This window comes from Nocardioides lentus (genome assembly GCF_039529515.1).
Taxonomy (GTDB): Bacteria; Actinomycetota; Actinomycetes; order Propionibacteriales; family Nocardioidaceae; genus Nocardioides; species Nocardioides lentus.
The window spans coordinates 1-17,414 of the sequence record NZ_BAAAMY010000002.1 but is presented as its reverse complement, the minus strand read 5'-3'; the positions used below and the strand labels follow the sequence as shown (position 1 = coordinate 17,414).

The 17,414-nt window shown below is 75.9% G+C and carries 16 protein-coding genes; 14 read left to right on the top strand and 2 right to left on the bottom strand.

What is annotated here, in order from left to right:
* Positions 1–38 precede the first annotated feature (38 nt).
* The 7 genes from ABD158_RS03505 (at position 39) to ABD158_RS03475 (ending at position 7,596) form a co-directional block, all read left to right on the top strand.
* Positions 39–1,082, top strand: coding sequence for an adenosine deaminase (locus tag ABD158_RS03505; RefSeq protein WP_344003774.1), 1,044 nt, complete (start codon positions 39–41; stop codon positions 1,080–1,082).
* A gap of 12 nt (positions 1,083–1,094) precedes the next feature.
* Positions 1,095–1,877, top strand: coding sequence for a thioesterase family protein (locus ABD158_RS03500; RefSeq protein ID WP_344003772.1), 783 nt, complete (start codon positions 1,095–1,097; stop codon positions 1,875–1,877).
* Between the two features lie 118 nt (positions 1,878–1,995).
* The gene (locus tag ABD158_RS03495) at positions 1,996–2,274 is read left to right on the top strand and encodes a DUF1540 domain-containing protein (RefSeq protein ID WP_344003769.1); all 279 of its coding nucleotides are present in this window, start codon (positions 1,996–1,998) and stop codon (positions 2,272–2,274) included.
* Positions 2,275–2,319: 45 nt separating this feature from the next.
* Positions 2,320–3,627, top strand: a complete 1,308-nt coding sequence (locus ABD158_RS03490; protein WP_344003766.1) for a competence/damage-inducible protein A — start codon at positions 2,320–2,322, stop codon at positions 3,625–3,627.
* On the top strand, positions 3,624–4,337 hold the full coding sequence (locus ABD158_RS03485; protein ID WP_344003763.1) for an SGNH/GDSL hydrolase family protein: 714 nt from the start codon (positions 3,624–3,626) through the stop codon (positions 4,335–4,337). The genes ABD158_RS03490 and ABD158_RS03485 overlap by 4 nt, the downstream gene beginning before the upstream one ends.
* A 139-nt stretch (positions 4,338–4,476) precedes the next feature.
* Positions 4,477–6,261 carry a SpoIVB peptidase S55 domain-containing protein gene (locus ABD158_RS03480; protein ID WP_344003760.1) on the top strand — a complete coding sequence of 595 codons (1,785 nt, stop codon included), beginning with the start codon at positions 4,477–4,479 and terminating at the stop codon, positions 6,259–6,261.
* Between the two features lie 105 nt (positions 6,262–6,366).
* Entirely contained in the window at positions 6,367–7,596 is a 1,230-nt protein-coding gene (locus tag ABD158_RS03475) for an MFS transporter (protein ID WP_344003757.1), read from the top strand.
* 33 nt (positions 7,597–7,629) lie between these two features.
* Here the strand turns inward: ABD158_RS03475 and fdhA are convergent, their stop codons facing one another.
* Both fdhA and ABD158_RS03465 read right to left on the bottom strand, forming a co-directional pair.
* Positions 7,630–8,841, bottom strand: coding sequence for a formaldehyde dehydrogenase, glutathione-independent (gene fdhA, locus ABD158_RS03470; RefSeq protein WP_344003754.1), 1,212 nt, complete (start codon positions 8,839–8,841; stop codon positions 7,630–7,632).
* Between the two features lie 99 nt (positions 8,842–8,940).
* Complete coding sequence (locus ABD158_RS03465; protein ID WP_344003751.1) at positions 8,941–9,660, bottom strand: M50 family metallopeptidase; 720 nt, start codon at positions 9,658–9,660, stop codon at positions 8,941–8,943.
* An 18-nt stretch (positions 9,661–9,678) separates the two neighbouring features.
* Here ABD158_RS03465 and ABD158_RS03460 point away from each other — a divergent pair, with 18 nt between their 5' ends.
* The 7 genes from ABD158_RS03460 to ABD158_RS03430 all read left to right on the top strand — a co-directional run.
* On the top strand, positions 9,679–10,521 hold the full coding sequence (locus ABD158_RS03460) for an aldo/keto reductase (protein WP_344003749.1): 843 nt from the start codon (positions 9,679–9,681) through the stop codon (positions 10,519–10,521).
* A 24-nt stretch (positions 10,522–10,545) separates the two neighbouring features.
* Positions 10,546–11,292 (top strand): peptidylprolyl isomerase, encoded by a 747-nt coding sequence (locus ABD158_RS03455; RefSeq protein ID WP_344003746.1) that lies wholly within the window; start codon positions 10,546–10,548, stop codon positions 11,290–11,292.
* Between the two features lies 1 nt (position 11,293).
* Complete coding sequence (locus tag ABD158_RS03450) at positions 11,294–11,989, top strand: flavin reductase family protein (RefSeq protein WP_344003744.1); 696 nt, start codon at positions 11,294–11,296, stop codon at positions 11,987–11,989.
* The gene (gene pepN / locus ABD158_RS03445; protein ID WP_344003741.1) at positions 11,986–14,484 is read left to right on the top strand and encodes an aminopeptidase N; all 2,499 of its coding nucleotides are present in this window, start codon (positions 11,986–11,988) and stop codon (positions 14,482–14,484) included. Before ABD158_RS03450 ends, pepN begins: the two co-directional genes overlap by 4 nt.
* On the top strand, positions 14,481–15,311 hold the full coding sequence (locus ABD158_RS03440) for a formate dehydrogenase accessory sulfurtransferase FdhD (RefSeq protein ID WP_344003739.1): 831 nt from the start codon (positions 14,481–14,483) through the stop codon (positions 15,309–15,311). The genes pepN and ABD158_RS03440 overlap by 4 nt, the downstream gene beginning before the upstream one ends.
* Positions 15,312–15,380: 69 nt before the next feature.
* Entirely contained in the window at positions 15,381–16,580 is a 1,200-nt protein-coding gene (locus tag ABD158_RS03435; RefSeq protein WP_344003736.1) for an exonuclease SbcCD subunit D, read from the top strand.
* Positions 16,577–17,414 (top strand): AAA family ATPase (locus ABD158_RS03430; RefSeq protein ID WP_344003731.1); only part of this gene is annotated, 838 nt, incomplete at its 3' end. The genes ABD158_RS03435 and ABD158_RS03430, both read left to right, overlap by 4 nt.

Genomic DNA, 17,414 nt, shown 5'->3' with positions numbered 1-17,414 from the left:
CGGCCCGGAGCGACCCGGCGGGCTGACATCCTGGGCGGATGCCTGACGCCTCCTCGCTCGCGGCGTTCGTCGCCGGGCTGCCCAAGGTCGAGCTGCACGTGCACCACGTGGGGTCCGCCAGCCCCGCGACCGTCGCGGAGCTGGCCGCACGACACGCAGGCTCCACGGCCGTGCCCGCCGACCCCGCGCTGCTCGCCGACTACTTCACGTTCACCGACTTCGGGCACTTCATCGAGGTCTACCTGTCGGTGGTGGACCTGGTCCGCGACCCCGAGGACGTCGTCACCCTCACCTACGACATCGGCGTCGCGATGGCCGCACAGCAGGTGCGGTACGCCGAGCTGACCGTGACCCCCTGGACGTCGGTGCGCGCCGGGATCCCGGCCGCGGCGTTCTGCGAGGCCATCGAGGAGGCCCGCGCACGGGTGGCACGCGACACCGGGACGGAGCTGCGCTGGATCTTCGACATCCCCGGTGAGGCGGGCCTCCCGGCCGCCGAGGGCACCCTCGAGATCGCCCTCGCCCAGCGGCCCGACGGCCTCGTGGGGTTCGGTCTCGGCGGGCCGGAGGTCGGGGTGCCGCGACCCCAGTTCGCGCCCTACTTCGACGCGGCCCGCGCCGCCGGCCTGCACAGCGTGCCGCACGCCGGCGAGACCACCGGACCGCAGACCGTGCGCGACGCGATCGACCACCTCGGGGCGGAGCGGATCGGGCACGGCATCGCCGCCGCGCAGGACGCCGGGCTGATGGCGCTCCTCGTCGAGCGCGGCATCCCGCTCGAGGTCTCCCCCACCTCCAACCTGCGCACCGGTGCCGTCGCGTCGCTGGCCGACCACCCGCTGCCGACGCTCGTGGGCGCCGGCGTGGCGGTCTCGGTCAACTCCGACGACCCGCCGATGTTCGCGACCACGCTGAACCGCGAGTACGAGGTCGCCGCAGACCTGCTCGACCTCGACGCCGCCGGGGTCGCCGACCTGGCCCGCGCCGCGGTGCGGCAGTCGTTCGCCGCGCCCGAGGTCGCGACCGCGATCCTGGCCGAGATCGACGCGTACGCCGCGGGGCACGCCCGCGGTGACGGCTGAGGGCCGCGACCGATGGCGTACTTCACGGCGACCGGCCCCGACGCCTTCACCCCCACCGAGCACGTCGGCGGCGCGTGGGAGGTCAGCGAGCAGCACATCGCGCCCGCCCTGGGCCTCCTGGTCCGCGCCGTCGAGGCCGACCGCGACGCCCGGCGCGACGACGGGCTCGTGCTGGGACGGTGCTCCTTCGACATCCTCGGCACCGTGCCGATGGCCGAGGTCACCGTCGCCGTGCGCGTGCTGCGCCCCGGCCGGACCATCGAGCTGGTCGAGGCGAGCCTCGCGCACGCCGGTCGGGACGTGGTGGTGCTGCGCGCCTGGCTGACGCGTCCCGCCGACACCGCCGCCTGGGCCGGCGGCGCGCTGCCCCCGCTCCCCGGCCTCGCGGAGACCGAGCCGTTCGACGGCACCGGCACCTGGCCCGGCGGGTTCATCCGGTCGGTCGAGATCCGCCGACGCCTGCTGACCCAGGGCCGGGCCCAGTGCTGGGTCCGCAGCCACCACGACCTCGTCGCCGACCGGGCGACCGGACCGGTGGCGGCCACCCTGGGCCTCGTCGACGTCGCCAACGGCCTCGCCACCCGCGAGCCGCCGGGCACGCTCGCCTACCCCAACCTCGACCTGACCGCCCACCTGTTCGGCCCGACGCCCGCGGCCCGGGAGTGGGTCGGCTTCGACACCACCGTGACCTTCGGCGCCGGCGGCGTCGGACTCACCTCCACCGTCCTGCACGGCGCCGACGGGCCCTTCGGGACCGTGGCGCAGGTGCTCACGCTGCGCCCGGTCGGCGGCTGACCCGACCGGGGAGCCGGCCCGCGCCGGGGCCGGTGCCGGTTCCGGGGCCGGTGCCGGGACCGGTGAGGGAAGGCTCACCAGGCTGGACGCCTCCCCCGGGCGGGTGCACCCTCGCACCATGACCACCACGAGCCTGCCGATCGTCAGCACCTGCGGCACCACCGGGTGCTCCTACAACCACGACTCCGACTGCCACGCCGGGGCCATCACCGTCACGCAGGGCTGCGGCACCTACGTGGACGTCGCGGGTGAGGCCGGGATCGACACCCGGGCCCAGGTCGGCGCCTGCCACCGCAGCGAGTGCGTCCACAACACCGCCCTCGAGTGCGGCGCCGACAGCGTCGCCATCGGGCCCTCGGGCGGCGTCGCCGACTGCCTGACGTTCGCCACCGCCTGAGCCGGGGCGCCACGGCGCTGGAGGCGGCTCCCTAGGCTCGGAGGCATGGCTCCCCGCGCAGGCATCGTCGTCACCGGCACCGAGGTGCTCACCGGTCGTGTCAGCGACGCCAACGGCCCCTGGCTCGCCGAGGAGCTGCGGACCGCCGGGGTCGACGTGGGCCGGATCGTCGTCGTCGGCGACCGCCCCGACGACCTCGTCGCCGCCATCCGCTCCCTGGCCGACTGCGACCTGGTGATCACCAGCGGAGGCCTCGGTCCGACCGCCGACGACCTGACCACGCAGGTCGTCGCGGACCTGCGCGGTCGAGGGCTCCGGCTCGACGAGGAGCTCCACGACCGCGTGCGCACCCTCGTCGAGACCCTGTCCGCCCAGCGCGGCTGGGACGGCACCGGCGACGACATGGCGGCCGGGATCCGCAAGCAGGCCCTCGTGCCGGAGGGCGCCGCCTGGCTGGAGCCCGTCGGCACCGCCCCGGGCCTGGTGGTCCCCGGGGACGCCGACGGCCCCCCGGTGGTCGTGCTGCCCGGTCCCCCGCGCGAGCTGCAGCCGATGTGGGCCGACGCCGCGCGCCACCCGCTCGTCGCCCGGGCCCTGGCCGGGGCCACCGAGCTGCGCCAGTCGACGGTGCGCCTGTGGGGCCCGCCGGAGGCGGAGCTGGCCGGGATGCTGCGCCAGCTCGAGACCGAGCGCCCCGGCGCCCTCGACGACCTCGAGGTCACCACCTGCCTGCGCGACGGCGAGCTCGAGGTGGTCACCCGCCACGACCCCGCCGCCCAGCCCGCGGCCGACGCGCTCACCGCAGCCCTGACCGACCGCTTCGGCGGCGCGGTCTTCGCCCCCGACGGCCGCACGGTCGACGAGGTCGTCGCGGCCCTGCTCCTCGACGCCGGCGCCACGGTGGCGACCGCGGAGTCCTGCACCGCGGGGCTGCTCGCGGGCCGGCTCGCCGACCTCCCCGGCTCCTCGGCGTACCTCACCGGCGGCGTGGTCGCCTACGCGAACCAGGTCAAGACCGCCCAGGTCGGGGTGCCGGCCGAGACGATCGAGCGGGTCGGAGCGGTCAGCGAGGAGGTCGCCGTCGCGCTCGCGCGTGGCGTCCGCGAACGGCTCGGCACGACGTACGGCGTCGGCGTCACCGGGGTGGCCGGGCCCGGCGGCGGCACCGAGGAGAAGCCGGTGGGCCTGGTCCACGTCTGCGTCTCCGGGCCCGACGGCGACGTGCCCCGGCGCCTGAGGATCCACGGGGGCCGCGACCACGTGCGGCGTCGCACGGTCGTGACCTGCCTGCACCTGCTCCGCGAGGTCCTCAGCGGCGTCACGGACGCCACGAGCGGCGGCCCCGGCCGGTGACGCTCGACTACGACAACCGCACCGGCCGGCCCGTCGGGCGGGTGACCACCGCGCTGGGCCTGGTGCTCCCCGGCGTCCGGCGGGTCCGCGCCCGGGCCGAGGAGTACGCCGACACCTGGCACGCCCGCAACCTCGTCACCCTCGCCGCGACCGGGCCGCGCTGGGTCGTGCTGGGCGACTCGATGTCGCAGTCGGTCGGGGCGAGCTCCGTCGACGCCGGGTGGGTGGGCCAGCTCGCGTCGCGGCTCGGCACGGCGTGCCCGCCGATCCTCAACCTGTCGGCTACCGGCGCCCGCGCCGCCGACGTGCTCACCCAGCAGCTCGGCGTGCTGGCGCGCCTCGACGCCCGTGCCCCGCGGCGCGACCCGGCGCGCGACCTCGTCACCGTGATGGTCGGCTCCAACGACCTGTTCGCCGGGGCCCAGGTCCGGACGGCGCTGGCGGGCACCTTCGCGCGACTGCTCGACGAGCTGCCCGACGGCTCCGTCGTGACAACCCTCCCCCAGCCCGCGCGCGCCGCGCAGGAGGTCAACCGGCTCGTGGAGGCCGCCCGCGACGCCGGGCGGGTGCGCGTCGTCGACATGCGCACCGCCGGCCCCGACTCGTGGTCGGGCAAGCTCGCCGCCGACTTCTTCCACCCCAACGACGACGGCTACACCGGCATCGCCGACGCCTTCGAGCCCGTCGTCCGCCGCGTCCTCGGGTCCTGAGTGCGGCGTCCGCTCCCGCTGGTCTAGACCGCGCACGGCGTGTCGCTCAGGGGCCTAGGTCCCGGGCCCGGGGCCCCCTACGCTCGGCCTCCCGTCGGGGTGCGGAGTGCGTCCCGACCGAGATCGGGGGTACCTCGTCATGACCGTCCACCACCGTCGACGCAGAGCCGCGTCGCTGATCGCCGTCGCCGCCCTGGGGCTGTCCGGGCAGGCCGTCGCAGGGGGCCTCGGATCCCCCGCCACCGCCGCACCCGCCGAGGACTGCGCGTCGAGCGTCCCCGTCTCCGAGGTGACCGACGGCGAGTCCGTCACCGGCCTGACCGTCACCCGGGGCACCACGCCCGTGGGCTTCACCGGCGAGGTGCTCGGGGTCCTGGAGGACGGCATCGCCCCCGACGTCGACATGATCATGGCCGAGCTCGAGATGCCCGAGTTCGCCCGCACCGGCGGGATCTGGCAGGGCATGTCCGGCTCGCCGGTCTACGCCGCCGACGGCAGGCTGATCGGGGCCGTCGCCTACGGGCTGTCCTTCGGCGCGTCGCCCATCGCCGGGATCACGCCGTACGCCGAGATGGACGACCTGCTGGCCGCGGAGGCCCCCGCCGAGCGCATCGCCCTGCGCGGTGACGACGCCCGCGAGGTCGCCGACCGCGCCGACATCACCCCCGCGCAGGCCTCCCGCGGCTTCACGCCGCTGCCCCTCCCGTTGAGCGTCAGCGGCGTCGCCGCCGGCCGCCTCGCCCGCGTCCAGGCCGACGGACCGGAGTTCCTCCAGCGTGCCGCCGCCGGCGGCGGGACCGCGAGCGCCGCCGCGGCCGACGCGGACACGATCGTGGCGGGCGGCAACCTCGCCGCGTCGGCGGCCTACGGCGACGTCTCCTTCGCCGGGGTCGGCACCGCCACCTCGGTCTGCGAGGGCCGCGTGGTGGGCTTCGGCCACCCGATGGCCTTCCTCGGGACCACCACGATGGGCCTGCACCCGGCGAGCGCCCTCTTCGTGCAGCCCGAGTCCGTGGGCGCGCCGTTCAAGGTCGCCAACGTGGCCCCGCCCGTCGGCACCATCACCGACGACCGCACCACCGGCATCGCCGGCGCGTTCGGCCCGGTGCCGAGGGCCACCGACGTGACCTCGACCGTCACCTACGACGGGAGCTCCCGCACCGGCGGCACCGACGTCTTCGTCGAGGACTTCCTGCCCGACATCGCGCTCTACCAGACGCTGGTCAACCAGGACCGCGTGGTCGACGGACCGGCCCGCGGCTCCGAGCTGCTGACGTGGACCGTCACCGGCAGCGAGGGCGACGAGCCGTTCGAGCTGTCCTACACCGACCGCTGGAGCGGCCGCGACCTCGCGTTCGAGACCGCGATCTCGCTGGCGGAGACCGCCTACAGCCTCCGCGACATCGAGGGCGTCAGCATCGACTCGTTCACGACCGACGCCGACGTGGACGACGACCAGCGCACCCACACCCTCGACGCCGTGCAGCAGCGGCGCGACGGGCGGTGGCGCACGGTGACCCGCAAGGCTCCCGCCGTCGCCCGCGCCGGCGGCAACGTCGCCCTGCGCCTCGTCCTCGACGGCACGGCCGGCCGGAGGGTCATCCCCCTGGCCCCGGTCGCGGTGCCGAAGCGGGCCCGCGGACCGCTCGTGCTCTCGGTGCAGGGCGGTGACGGTGGCTGGAGCATGCTGTCCGGCTCGACCGTCGACGAGGTCCGCACGTCCCTCGACTCGCAGCTGCGGCACGACCAGCTGAGGGTCCAGCTCGGCACGCCCGACAAGGTCGACCGCGCGTACGGCGGGGACGACTTCTTCTTCCTCGGGTTCGAGCGCGGCGCGCGCCTGTCCTTCGTCCGCACCCGGACGACCGAGCCGCAGTCCCACGTGGTCAGCGGCACGCGCAACCTGCGGGTCCGCCTGCGCTGAGGCCACCCGCTGACCGCCGCCCGTGGGTCGGACCGCCTCGCGGTCCGGCCCACGGTCGCGTCCGGCCCCGTCCCGGCCCCGTCCCCCCGGCGCTACGGTCACCCGGTGGAGCTCGACGCCCGGACCCAGCGACGCCTCGTCGCGCTGGTGCAGGTGCTGGGCCTCGCCGTCTGGTTCTCCGCGACCGCGATCGCGCCCAGCCTGCGGGCCGAGTGGGACCTCACGGCGGCGTCCGCGGTCTGGCTGACCGCCTCGGTGCAGGTCGGCTTCGCGGCCGGGGCCGTGGTCTCGGCCGCGGCCGGGCTCTCCGACCGGTTCGCGCCCCAGCGGTTGCTCGCCGTCTGCGCGCTGGGCGCGGCCACGACCACGGTGCTGCTCGCGGTCCTCTCGCAGGGTCTGGGCTCCGCCGTCCCGCTGCGCACGCTGACCGGATTCTTCCTGGCCGGGATCTACCCGGTCGGGATGAAGCTCACGGCGTCCTGGGCGGCCCCGGCCGATCGCGGCCGGGCGTTCGGGGTGCTGATCGGCGCTCTCACGCTCGGCTCCGCCCTGCCCCACCTGATCGCCGGGCTGACGCCGGAGGACGGCGCCCTGCCGTGGCGGGCCGTGATGCTCGCCGCGGCGACGCTGGCCGGGACCGCCGCACTGGTCGCGGTGGTCGCCGTGCGGCCCGGTCCGGACCTGGCCCCCTCCGCCCGGCCCCGCCCGGGCCAGGCCCTGCAGGGGTTCACCGAGCGCGGACCGCGGCTGGTCAACCTCGGCTACTTCGGGCACATGTGGGAGCTCTACGCGCTCTGGACGTGGATCCCGGCCTACCTGGCCGCCAGTGCCGCCGGTCGCGGTGAGCCCGCCGGGACCATCAGCCTCGCGACCTTCGCGGTGGTCGGGGTCGCGGGGGTCGCCGGCGCGGTGCTCGGCGGACGGGCCGCGGACCGCTGGGGGCGTCCGGCCGCAGCGGTGACGGCGCTGGCGGTGTCGGGAGCGTGCTGCCTGCTCTCCCCGCTGGCGTACGCCGCGCCGGCGTGGCTGCTCGCGCTGTTCCTGGCCACGTGGGGGGCGTCGGTGATCGCCGACTCCGGGGTGTTCTCGACCGCCATGTCGGAGGTGGCCGACCAGCGCTACGTCGGCACGGCCCTGACCGTGCAGACGGCCGCGGGCTTCGCGCTCACCGTCGTGACGATCCAGCTCGTGCCGGTTCTCGCCGGGGTCGTCGGCTGGCAGTACGCCTTCTGGCTGCTGGCGCCCGGCCCGGTCGTCGGGGCCCTCGCGATGGCGCGGCTGCGCCGCGACGCACGCGCCCCGGCCGCCGGCGGAGCCGGCGGTCGGGGCGCGTGACGGTGCGGGTCGTGCGGGTCGTGCCGGGAGGAGTCAGGCGACCATGCCGTGGGGGTCGATGACGTACTTCGTGGCTGCGCCGGCGTCGAACTCCTGGTAGCCGCGCGGAGCGTCGTCGAGACCGATGGTCTTCGCGTTGACGGCCTTCGCCACGTGCGCCTTGTCGGCCAGGATCATGTTCATCAGCTGGCGGTTGTACTGCTTGACCGGGCACTGGCCGGTGACGAACGAGTGCGACTTCGCCCAGCCCAGACCGAGCTTGACCCCGATCTGGCCCTCCTTGGCGGCGTCGTCGACGGCGCCGGGGTCGCCGGTGACGTACAGGCCCGGGATGCCCAGCGAGGCGCCGGCTCGAGCCAGCGACATGATGTCGTTGAGCACCGTCGCCGGGGCCTCGGCCGCACCCTCGCCGTGACCGCGGGCCTCGAAGCCGACGGCGTCGACCGCGGCGTCGACCTCCGGCTCGCCGAGGATCTGCTCGACCATGTCGACCAGCGAGTTCCCGCTGGACAGGTCGACGGTCTCGCAGCCGAAGCTCCGCGCCTGCGCGAGCCGGTCGGCCTGCATGTCGCCGACGATCACCACGGACGCCCCGAGCAGCTGCGCGGCGTGCGCCGCGGCCAGGCCCACCGGCCCCGCGCCCGCGACGTACACGGTGGATCCGGTGGTCACGCCCGCGGTGTAGGCACCGTGGTAGCCCGTCGGGAAGATGTCGGAGAGCATCGTGAGGTCGAGGATCTTCTCCAGCGCCTGGTCCCGGTCGGGGAACTTCAGCAGGTTGAAGTCCGCGAACGGGATCATCACGTACTCCGCCTGGCCCCCGAGCCAGCCGCCCATGTCGACGTAGCCGTACGCCGCACCGGCGCGCGCCGGGTTCACGTTGAGGCAGATGCCGGTCTTGCCCTCGTTGCACATCCGGCAGCGGCCGCAGGCGATGTTGAACGGCACCGAGCAGATGTCACCGGGCTTGACGAACAGCACGTCGTCGCCGACCTCGACGACCTCGCCGGTGATCTCGTGCCCGAGGGTCTGCCCGACGGGGGCGGTGGTGCGGCCGCGGACCATGTGCTGGTCGGAGCCGCAGATGTTGGTGGTGACGAGCTTGAGGATCACGGCGTGGGGGGCGGCCTGCTTGATGCCCATCCCCTGCGCGACCTCCTTCGGGATCTCCAGCTTGGGGTAGTCCACCGTCTCGACGGCGACCTCCCCCGGGCCCTTGTAGACGACGATCCGGTTGCCTGACATGTCGTTCTCCCTCACCTCGGCTGCTGCCGCGCCGGTCTCGGACCACCGGAGTCACGCGGCGTGACCTGAGCCACCCCCCGACCCTGGCACACCGGTGGTTCAGCGGGAACCGGCCAGCAGCGCGCTCGCGCCGAGGAGCAGCGCGCCCAGGCTCACGAGCGCGAAGACGCCGACCCAGGCGAGGGCCGGAAGCGGGGTCAGCCGGGCCAGCACATCGGCGTCGGAGGTCCGGCCGCGACCCGCCCGGCGGCTGCGGGCGAGCTCGAGGACCGTGCGCGGCGCGGCCAGCAGCAGGAACATGGCCCCCGCGTGGGCGACGAACGACTGGAGCTCCCCGCTGCCCCACCACGACACCGCGAACACCCCGGCCCCGGCGACCAGCACCGCCCAGAGCCCGAAGAAGTTGCGGATCTGCAGCAGCAGGAGCGCCAGCAGGAGCAGCACCGTCCACAGCACCGCGACGGGCCGGCCCGCCGCGGTGCCCCAGGCCGCGGCGAGACCGACGAGGGCGGGCCCCGGGTAGCCCGCGGCGGCCGTGAGCACCATCCCGGGGCCGGTGGGCCGGCCGCGCGACAGCGTGAGCCCGGAGGTGTCGGAGTGGAGCCGGATCCCGGCCAGGCGGCGACCGGTGGCGAGCGCGGCCACGCCGTGGGCGCCCTCGTGGGCGATCGTGACCAGGTGGCGCGAGCGCGACCACAGGGCCGGGAGGGCCACGAGCGCGAGGGCGACGACGGCGGCGCCGAGCACCCAGGTCGGCTCCAGCGCGGGCTGCGTGGACGTGATCGACGTCCACACCTCGGCCCAGGGGTCGGTGTCCACGTTCGTAGTCTTCTGGACATGACCACACCCGCGCCCACGTACACGCTCAACGACGGCCACGAGATCCCCGCGCTGGGCCTCGGTTGCTACCAGCTCGACGGCGAGGAGGGGGTGACCGCGATGGTCGCGGCGCTCGAGGCCGGTTACCGGCTGCTGGACACCGCGGTGAACTACGGCAACGAGGGCGACGTCGGCGAGGCCGTGCGCCGCAGCGGGCTGCCGCGCGAGGAGGTGTTCCTCACCAGCAAGATCCCCGGGCGCCACCACGCCTACGACGAGGCCGTCGCGTCGGTCCGGGGCTCGCTGGAGACGCTGCGGACCGACTACCTCGACCTGCAGCTCATCCACTGGCCCAACCCGTCCGTCGGGCTCTTCGCCGAGGCGTGGCGCGCGCTGGTCGACCTGCAGGCGGAGGGTCTCGTCCGCTCGATCGGGGTCTCCAACTTCACCCCCGCCCACCTCGACCGCGTCGTCGAGGAGACCGGGGTGGTCCCGGCGGTCAACCAGGTCGAGCTGCACCCCTACTTCCCCCAGGAGCAGATGCGCGCCGAGCACGAGCGCCGCGGCATCCGCACCGAGTCGTGGAGCCCCCTGGGCAAGCGCCAGGCCCCGTACGGCGAGGCGCCGGTCGCGGACGCGGCGCGGACCCACGGCGTGACCCCCGGGCAGGTGATCCTGCGCTGGCAGGTCCAGCTCGGGGCCGTGCCGATCCCCAAGTCGGCCACGCCGAGCCGCCAGGTCGAGAACCTGGACGTCTTCGGGTTCACGCTCACCGACGACGAGGTGGCCGCCATCAGCGGCCTCGCCCGACCCGACGGGCGCCTGTTCGGCGGCGACCCGGAGGTGCACGAGGAGATGTAGGCGGGACCTCCTAGGCTCGCTGGCATGTCTCGTCTCCCCCGCACCGTGGCCGCCGTCTCGGGCGCCCTCCTGGCCCTGTCCCTCGCCGCCTGCGGCTCCGAGTCGGACTCCGGTTCCGACGAGGGCGCGTCCGCCGGGTCGAGCCCGTCCGCGGAGACCTCCTCCTCGGCTCCGGCGGAGGAGGATTCCGGCGACCCCGCGGGCGCCGACGCCGGGGCCTGCGAGTACGTCGCCGACGGCACCGAGCCCGCCAAGCCCAACGACCCGCCCCCGAGCGAGCCGACGGTGTCGGGCCAGGTGGCCGCGACGATCACGCTCGGCGGGAGCGAGGTGCCGATCACCCTTGACGCCGAGGGTGCGCCGTGCACGGTGAACTCGTTCGTCTCGCTCGCCGAGCAGGGCTACTACGACGACACCGAGTGCCACCGCGTCACCACCGAGGGCATCTTCGTCCTGCAGTGCGGCGACCCGACCGCCACCGGATCGGGGGGCCCGGGCTACTCCTTCGCCGACGAGGTCACCGGCGCGGAGCAGTACGGCCGCGGCACGCTGGCGATGGCCAACGCGGGTCCGGACACCAACGGCTCGCAGTTCTTCATCGTCTACGAGGACTCCTCCGCCTCGCTGGCCCCGGCCTACACCGTCTTCGGCTCGATCGCCCCCGACGACCTCGGTCCGGTCGACGAGATCGCGGAGGCCGGCGCGCAGGGCGGCGCCCCGGACGGTCCGCCGGTGGGCGACGCGACGATCGAGTCGGTCGTCGTTGACTGACGTGGGTGCCGGGGTCGGTGCCGGGGGCGCGGAGCCCGCGCGCGTCGACTTCCGCTGCGACGACCCGGAGGTCGACCCCTACCGGCTGCTGACCGCGACGGTGGTGCCACGCCCCATCGCGTGGGTGGGCACCGTCGGCGCCGACGGCGCCGGCAACCTCGCGCCCCACTCGTTCTACAGCGTGGCGTGCGCGAAGCCGCCGATCGTCAGCTTCACGTCCGTCGGACACAAGGACACCCTGCGCAACGTCCGGGCGACCGGCGAGTTCGTCGTCAACCTCGCCACCGCGGACCTGGTGCGCGCCGTCAACGACACCTCCGCGCCGTTCGACCCCGAGGTCGACGAGGCGGGCGCCACCGGCCTGACCCTGGTGCCGAGCACGACCGTGTCGGTGCCGCGGGTGGCCCGGTCGCCGGTCGCGCTCGAGTGCACGCTGCACTCCCTGCACGAGCTGGGCGACTCGGTGCTGGTGCTCGGCGACGTCCGCCTGGTGTCGGTCCACGCGTCGGCGCTCGTCGACGGCCACCCGTCGATGGCCGCCCTGCGGCCGCTGTCCCGGCTGGGGAGCGACGAGTGGGGGTGGCCGCCGGAGGTCTTCCACCTCTCCCGCCCGCGCAGCGCCGAGGACACCGGCACCCACGCCCCGCGTCCGACCGCCCCGGCGTCGGCGCGACCCGACGAGGAGGACGGCTCGTGACCGGCACCCACCGCAGCCTGACCCGGGAGGAGGCCGCCGCACGGGCCGACCTCCTGCGCGTCGAGACGTACCGGCTGCAGTGGGACCTCACCCGCGGCGACGAGGTCTTCGGTGCGACGACCTCGGTCCGCTTCCGCTCGGGCACCGGGCGCACGTTCCTCGACGTCCGCGCGGTCGAAGTGGCCGCGGCGACCCTGGACGGCGCGGCTCTCGACCCGGGCACGGTCGTCGACGGCCGGCTCCCGCTCGACCTCGCCGAGGGCGAGCACGAGCTGCGGCTCGCCGCGACGATGGCCTACCGCCACGACGGGGAGGGCCTGCACCGGGCCGTCGACCCGGCCGACGCCGCGGCGTACGTGTACCTGATGTGCTTCATGGACGCCGCGCCCACGGCGTGGGCCTGCTTCGACCAGCCCGACCTCAAGGCGCGGGTCGAGGTCGAGGTGCTCGCCCCCGTCGACTGGACCGTCCTCGGCAACGGCGCCGCCACCGCGCTCGGCGAGGGCCGCTGGCGCCTGGCGCCCACCGAGCCCCTCTCGACCTACCTCGTGACCCTCGCCGCCGGTCCGTGGCACGTGCTGCGCGCCGAGCACGACGGCATCGGGCTGGGGCTCTCGGCGCGCCGCAGCCTCGCCGCCGACCTCGACCGCGAGGCCGACGAGCTGTTCACGCTGACCCGGCAGAGCTTCGACGAGCTGCACCGCCTGTTCGGGATCCGCTACCCGTTCGGGCAGTACCACCAGGCCTTCGTCCCGGAGTTCAACGCCGGGGCCATGGAGAACGCCGGCTGCGTGCTGTTCCGCGACCCGATGGTCTTCACCAGCAGGGTCACGCGCGACGCCCGCATCGGCCGTGCGACGACCATCGCCCACGAGATGGCCCACCAGTGGTTCGGCAACCTCGTGACGCCGCGCTGGTGGGACGACCTGTGGCTCAACGAGTCCTTCGCCGAGTACGCCGGGACCCGGGTCGCCGCCGACGCCACGACGTACGCGGACGCGTGGACCAACGAGTCCTACGTGCGCCGCCAGTGGGGCCTGGTGGCCGACCGGCGCCCCACGACCCACCCGGTCGCCGGGGTGCCGGGCGTCGCCGCCCCCGACGCGGCCGCCGCGCTGGCCGACTTCGACGGCATCTCTTACGCCAAGGGCGCGGCGGTGCTGCGCCAGCTCGCCGGCCGCGACGACACCGTCTTCTGGCGCGGCGTCACCGACCACATGGAGCGCCACCGGTTCGGCAACGCGACGCTCGCCGACCTGGTCGGCTCCTGGGAGCGCGCCGGCGCGGGCGACCTGTCCGGCTTCGTCGAGGGCTGGCTGCGCACCGCCGGACCCGACACCCTGCGGCTCGACCGCGACGCGGGCGCGGTGCGCTGCACCCCCCACGACCCGCAGGCGGCACGCCGCAGCCACGCCCTCGCCGTGGCCACCGGCCCCGACTGGCGCACCGAGCGCCTCGTCGTCGAGGGCGAGACCACGCCGTACGCCGCCCCCGCCGGGGCGCCGGTCGTCCTGGACCCGGCCGAGGAGACGTGGGCGCTGGTCCTGCCCGACCCGGTGACCCTCGCGGCCCTGCCCCAGGTGCTGCCCGCCGCGCCACGACGCCTGCGCGCGTCGCTGTGGAACCAGCTGCGCAGCGCGGTGCACGAGGCCGCGGTCGACCCTGCGCTCGTGCTCGACGTGGTCGCCGCGAGCGTGCCCACCGAGGGCGACGAGGACGCGCTCGCCCGCGTCCTGCCGTGGGCCCTGCGGGCGGTCGTCCCCCACGCCGCCGACCCGGAGGCCGCGGCGCAGGTGGTGCACGAGGTCGCCCTCGAGCGCGCCCGGGCCGCCGACCCGGGCTCGTCGCTGCAGCTCGCCGCCGCCCAGTCGGGCGTCGCCGCGGCCGGGGACGTCGACCTCCTGCGCTCCTGGCTGACCGGCGTCCCGGTCGCCGACGGCCTCACCACCGACACCGACCTCCGCTGGCGGGTCCTGCGGCGCCTCGCCGTGCTGGGGGGGACCGACCTCGCCGAGCTCGACGCCGAGCTCGCCGCCCACCGCACCGCGCAGACCACGACCGAGCACGCGCGCGCCCGGGCGTCCCTGCCCGAGCCCGAGGCGAAGGCCTGGGCCTGGTCGCTGTTCACCGGCGGCACCGCCTCGTCGAGCTACGAGCTCGAGGCCGCCGGCCACGGGATGTGGCAGCACGACCAGGTCGAGCTCACCGAGCCGTACGCCGCCCGCTACCTGCGCGAGGCACCGGCGACGGCCTCGCTGCGCAGCGGCTGGATGCTGGCGCTCGCCGCCGGCGCCTTCTTCCCGGTCACCTCGCTGAGCCGCACCACGCTGGTCGGCGTCCGGGAGCTGGCGGCCTCGGCCGACCTCGACGCGGGCCTGCGCCGCCCGCTCCTCGACGCCGCCGACGACCTCGCCCGCGCCCTGGCGCTGCGCGAGGCCTTCCCGTCCACCCCGTCCACCCCGTCCACCGATCCGGCCCCGCCGGTGACCCCGTGAGCGCCCGCTCGCGCCGCCCGGGCCCGACCGTCCGGGTCCGGGTCACCGAGACCACCGACGACGGCGAGCGGCGGCGCGAGGACCGCGTCGCCACCGAGGAGCCGCTCGAGATCCGGCTCGCGTGGCCCGGCTCCCCCGCCTCGCGGGTGTGGGTGACCATGCGGACCCCGGGCCACGACTTCGAGCTCGCGGCCGGCTACCTGCTCCACGAGGGCCTGGTCGGGCCCGGCGACCTGCGGACCGTCGCGTACTGCACCGACGAGGACCTCTCCGACGAGGAGGAGTTCAACGTCGTGACCGTCACCCTCGAGCGTCCGCCGCGACGCGACCCGGGCCACCGCCACGTGGGGTCCAGCAGCGGCTCGTCGGCGTGCGGGGTCTGCGGCAAGGACAGCGTCTCCGACGTGCTCGACCTCGCGCGCGGCGAGCGTTGGGCCGGCCCCGCCGTCCACGCGGACCTCGTCCGCGCCCTGCCCGAGCGGCTGCGGCCCGCCCAGGCCGTCTTCGAGCGCACCGGCGGGGTCCACGCCGCCGGGCTGTTCACCGCCTCCGGCGAGCTCCTCGTCGCCCGCGAGGACGTGGGCCGCCACAACGCGGTCGACAAGGTCACCGGCGCACGCCTGCTCGCCGGGGCGCCCGTCTCCGACGCCTGCCTGGTGGTCAGCGGACGCGCCGGCTTCGAGCTCGTCCAGAAGGCCGTCGCGACCGGCACCGGCGCCCTCGCCGCGGTGGGCGTTCCGTCCAGCCTGTCGGTCCGTCTGGCCGCCGAGTCCGGGCTCGCGCTGTACGGCTGGGTGTCCGGCCGGCGCTGCGTGCGCTACGCCTGAGACCCGCCCCACGGGCCCCTCCGGCGTGGGCTGCGCCCCGGTGTCGGTGCCCGCTCCTAGGTTGATGGTGTGCGTCTCCTCCACACCTCCGACTGGCACCTGGGCCGCTCCTTCCACCGGGAGGGGCTGCTCGGGCACCAGGCGGCGTACGTCGACCACCTGCTCGAGGTGGTCGAGGCGGAGCAGGTCGACCTGGTGGTGGTCGCGGGCGACGTCTACGACCGCGCGCTGCCCCCCGTCGACGCCGTCGAGCTGGCCGACGAGGCCCTGGCCCGGCTCGCGGCGTCCCGCGCCCGCGTCGTCGTCAGCTCCGGCAACCACGACTCCGCGCGGCGCCTCGGCTTCTCGTCCCGCCTCATCGACGCCGCCGGGGTGCACCTGCGCACGCTGCCCACCGACGTCGGGCGCGCCGTCGTGGTGCCCGACGCCCACGGCGACGTGGTCGTCCACGCGCTGCCCTACCTCGACCCCGACGCGGTGCGCGAGCCGTGGGGCCTGTCGGTGCGCTCCCACGAGGCGGCGCTGGGGGCGGCGATGGGCCGGGTCCGCGCCGACCTGGCCACGAGGCCGGGGGCCCGGTCCGTCGTGCTGGCGCACGCCTTCGTCGCGGGTGGGCAGCCGAGCGAGTCCGAGCGCGACATCGCCGTCGGCGGGGTCTCGCGGGTGCCCACGACCGTCTTCGACGGCGTCGACTACGTCGCGCTGGGCCACCTCCACGGCCCTCACGTGCTCGACGAGCGGATGCGCTACTCCGGCTCCCCGCTGGCCTACTCGTTCTCCGAGAGCGCCCAGACGAAGGGCTCCTGGCTCGTGGACCTGGGCCCCACCGGCGTGACGGGCACGGTCTTCGTGCCCGCCCCCGTGCCCCGGCCGCTGGCCCGCCTGCGCGGCGAGCTGGCCGACCTGCTCCTCGACCCCGCCCTCGCGGGCCACGAGGACGCGTGGGTCGAGGTCACCCTCACCGACGCCGGCCCGCGACCCGCCGGCGCGATGCAGCGGCTGCGCCGCCGCTTCCCCCACGCCCTCGTGCTCGCCTTCGACTCCCCCGTCACCGCGACCGGCGCGCCGCGCGGCCCGGTGCCGGCCGGCCGGTCCGCGCACGACGTGACCCTCGACTTCGTGACCGCCGTGCGCGGCAGCGCCGCCAGCGCCGCCGAGGCCGCGCTCCTCGCCACCGCCTGCGACGCCTGCGGCGACGACACGACCGCCGACGGCGGCTCCGTGACCACCGGCGACGACGCGGCGGGCGACCTCGGGGAGTCGGCATGAGGGTGCACCGCCTCCGGGTCACGGCCTTCGGGCCGTTCGCCGGCACCGTCGAGGTCGACGGCGACGCGCTGGGCGCCGACGGGCTGTTCCTCCTGGCCGGCGACACCGGCGCCGGCAAGTCCAGCATCCTCGACGCGATCTGCTTCGCCCTGTACGGCGCCGTCCCCGGGCGACGCAACGAGGCCCGGGCGCTGCGCTCCGACCTCGCCGAGCCCGGAGCGGCGCCGGAGGTCGAGCTGGAGGTCAGCCTCGGCGCCCGGCGCTACCGCTTCCGCCGCTCGCCGGCCTGGGAGCGCCCCAAGAAGCGCGGCACCGGCACCACCACCCAGCAGTCCTCGGTGACGGTCCAGCGCCGGGACGGCGACGGGTGGACGCTCCTCACCTCGCGCCTCGACGAGGCCGGTGACCTGGTCGGCGGCCTGCTCGGCATGACCTGCACCCAGTTCTGCCAGGTCGTCATGCTCCCCCAGGGCGAGTTCGAGACCTTCCTCCACGCCCGCTCCGACGACCGCCAGCGGGTGCTCCAGCAGCTGTTCCGCACCGACCGCTACGCCCGCGTCGAGCAGTGGCTGGCCGAGCGGCGCCGCGTGACCCGGCGTCTCGCCGACCAGCGGAGCGAGGAGGCGGTGCGCGTGGCGCACCGGGTCGCCGAGGCCGCGGGCACCGGGGTGCCCGACGAGCTCGATGACCCCGACCGGGACACCGGTCCCGCGGCGCTCGCGGCGCTCGCGGCGCTCGCGGCGCGGGCGGGCGACCTGGGTGAGGCCGCGGCGACCGAGCACGCCGACGCCGTGGCCGCGGGCGCCGCCGACGACGCGGCCCTGGCGAGCGCCG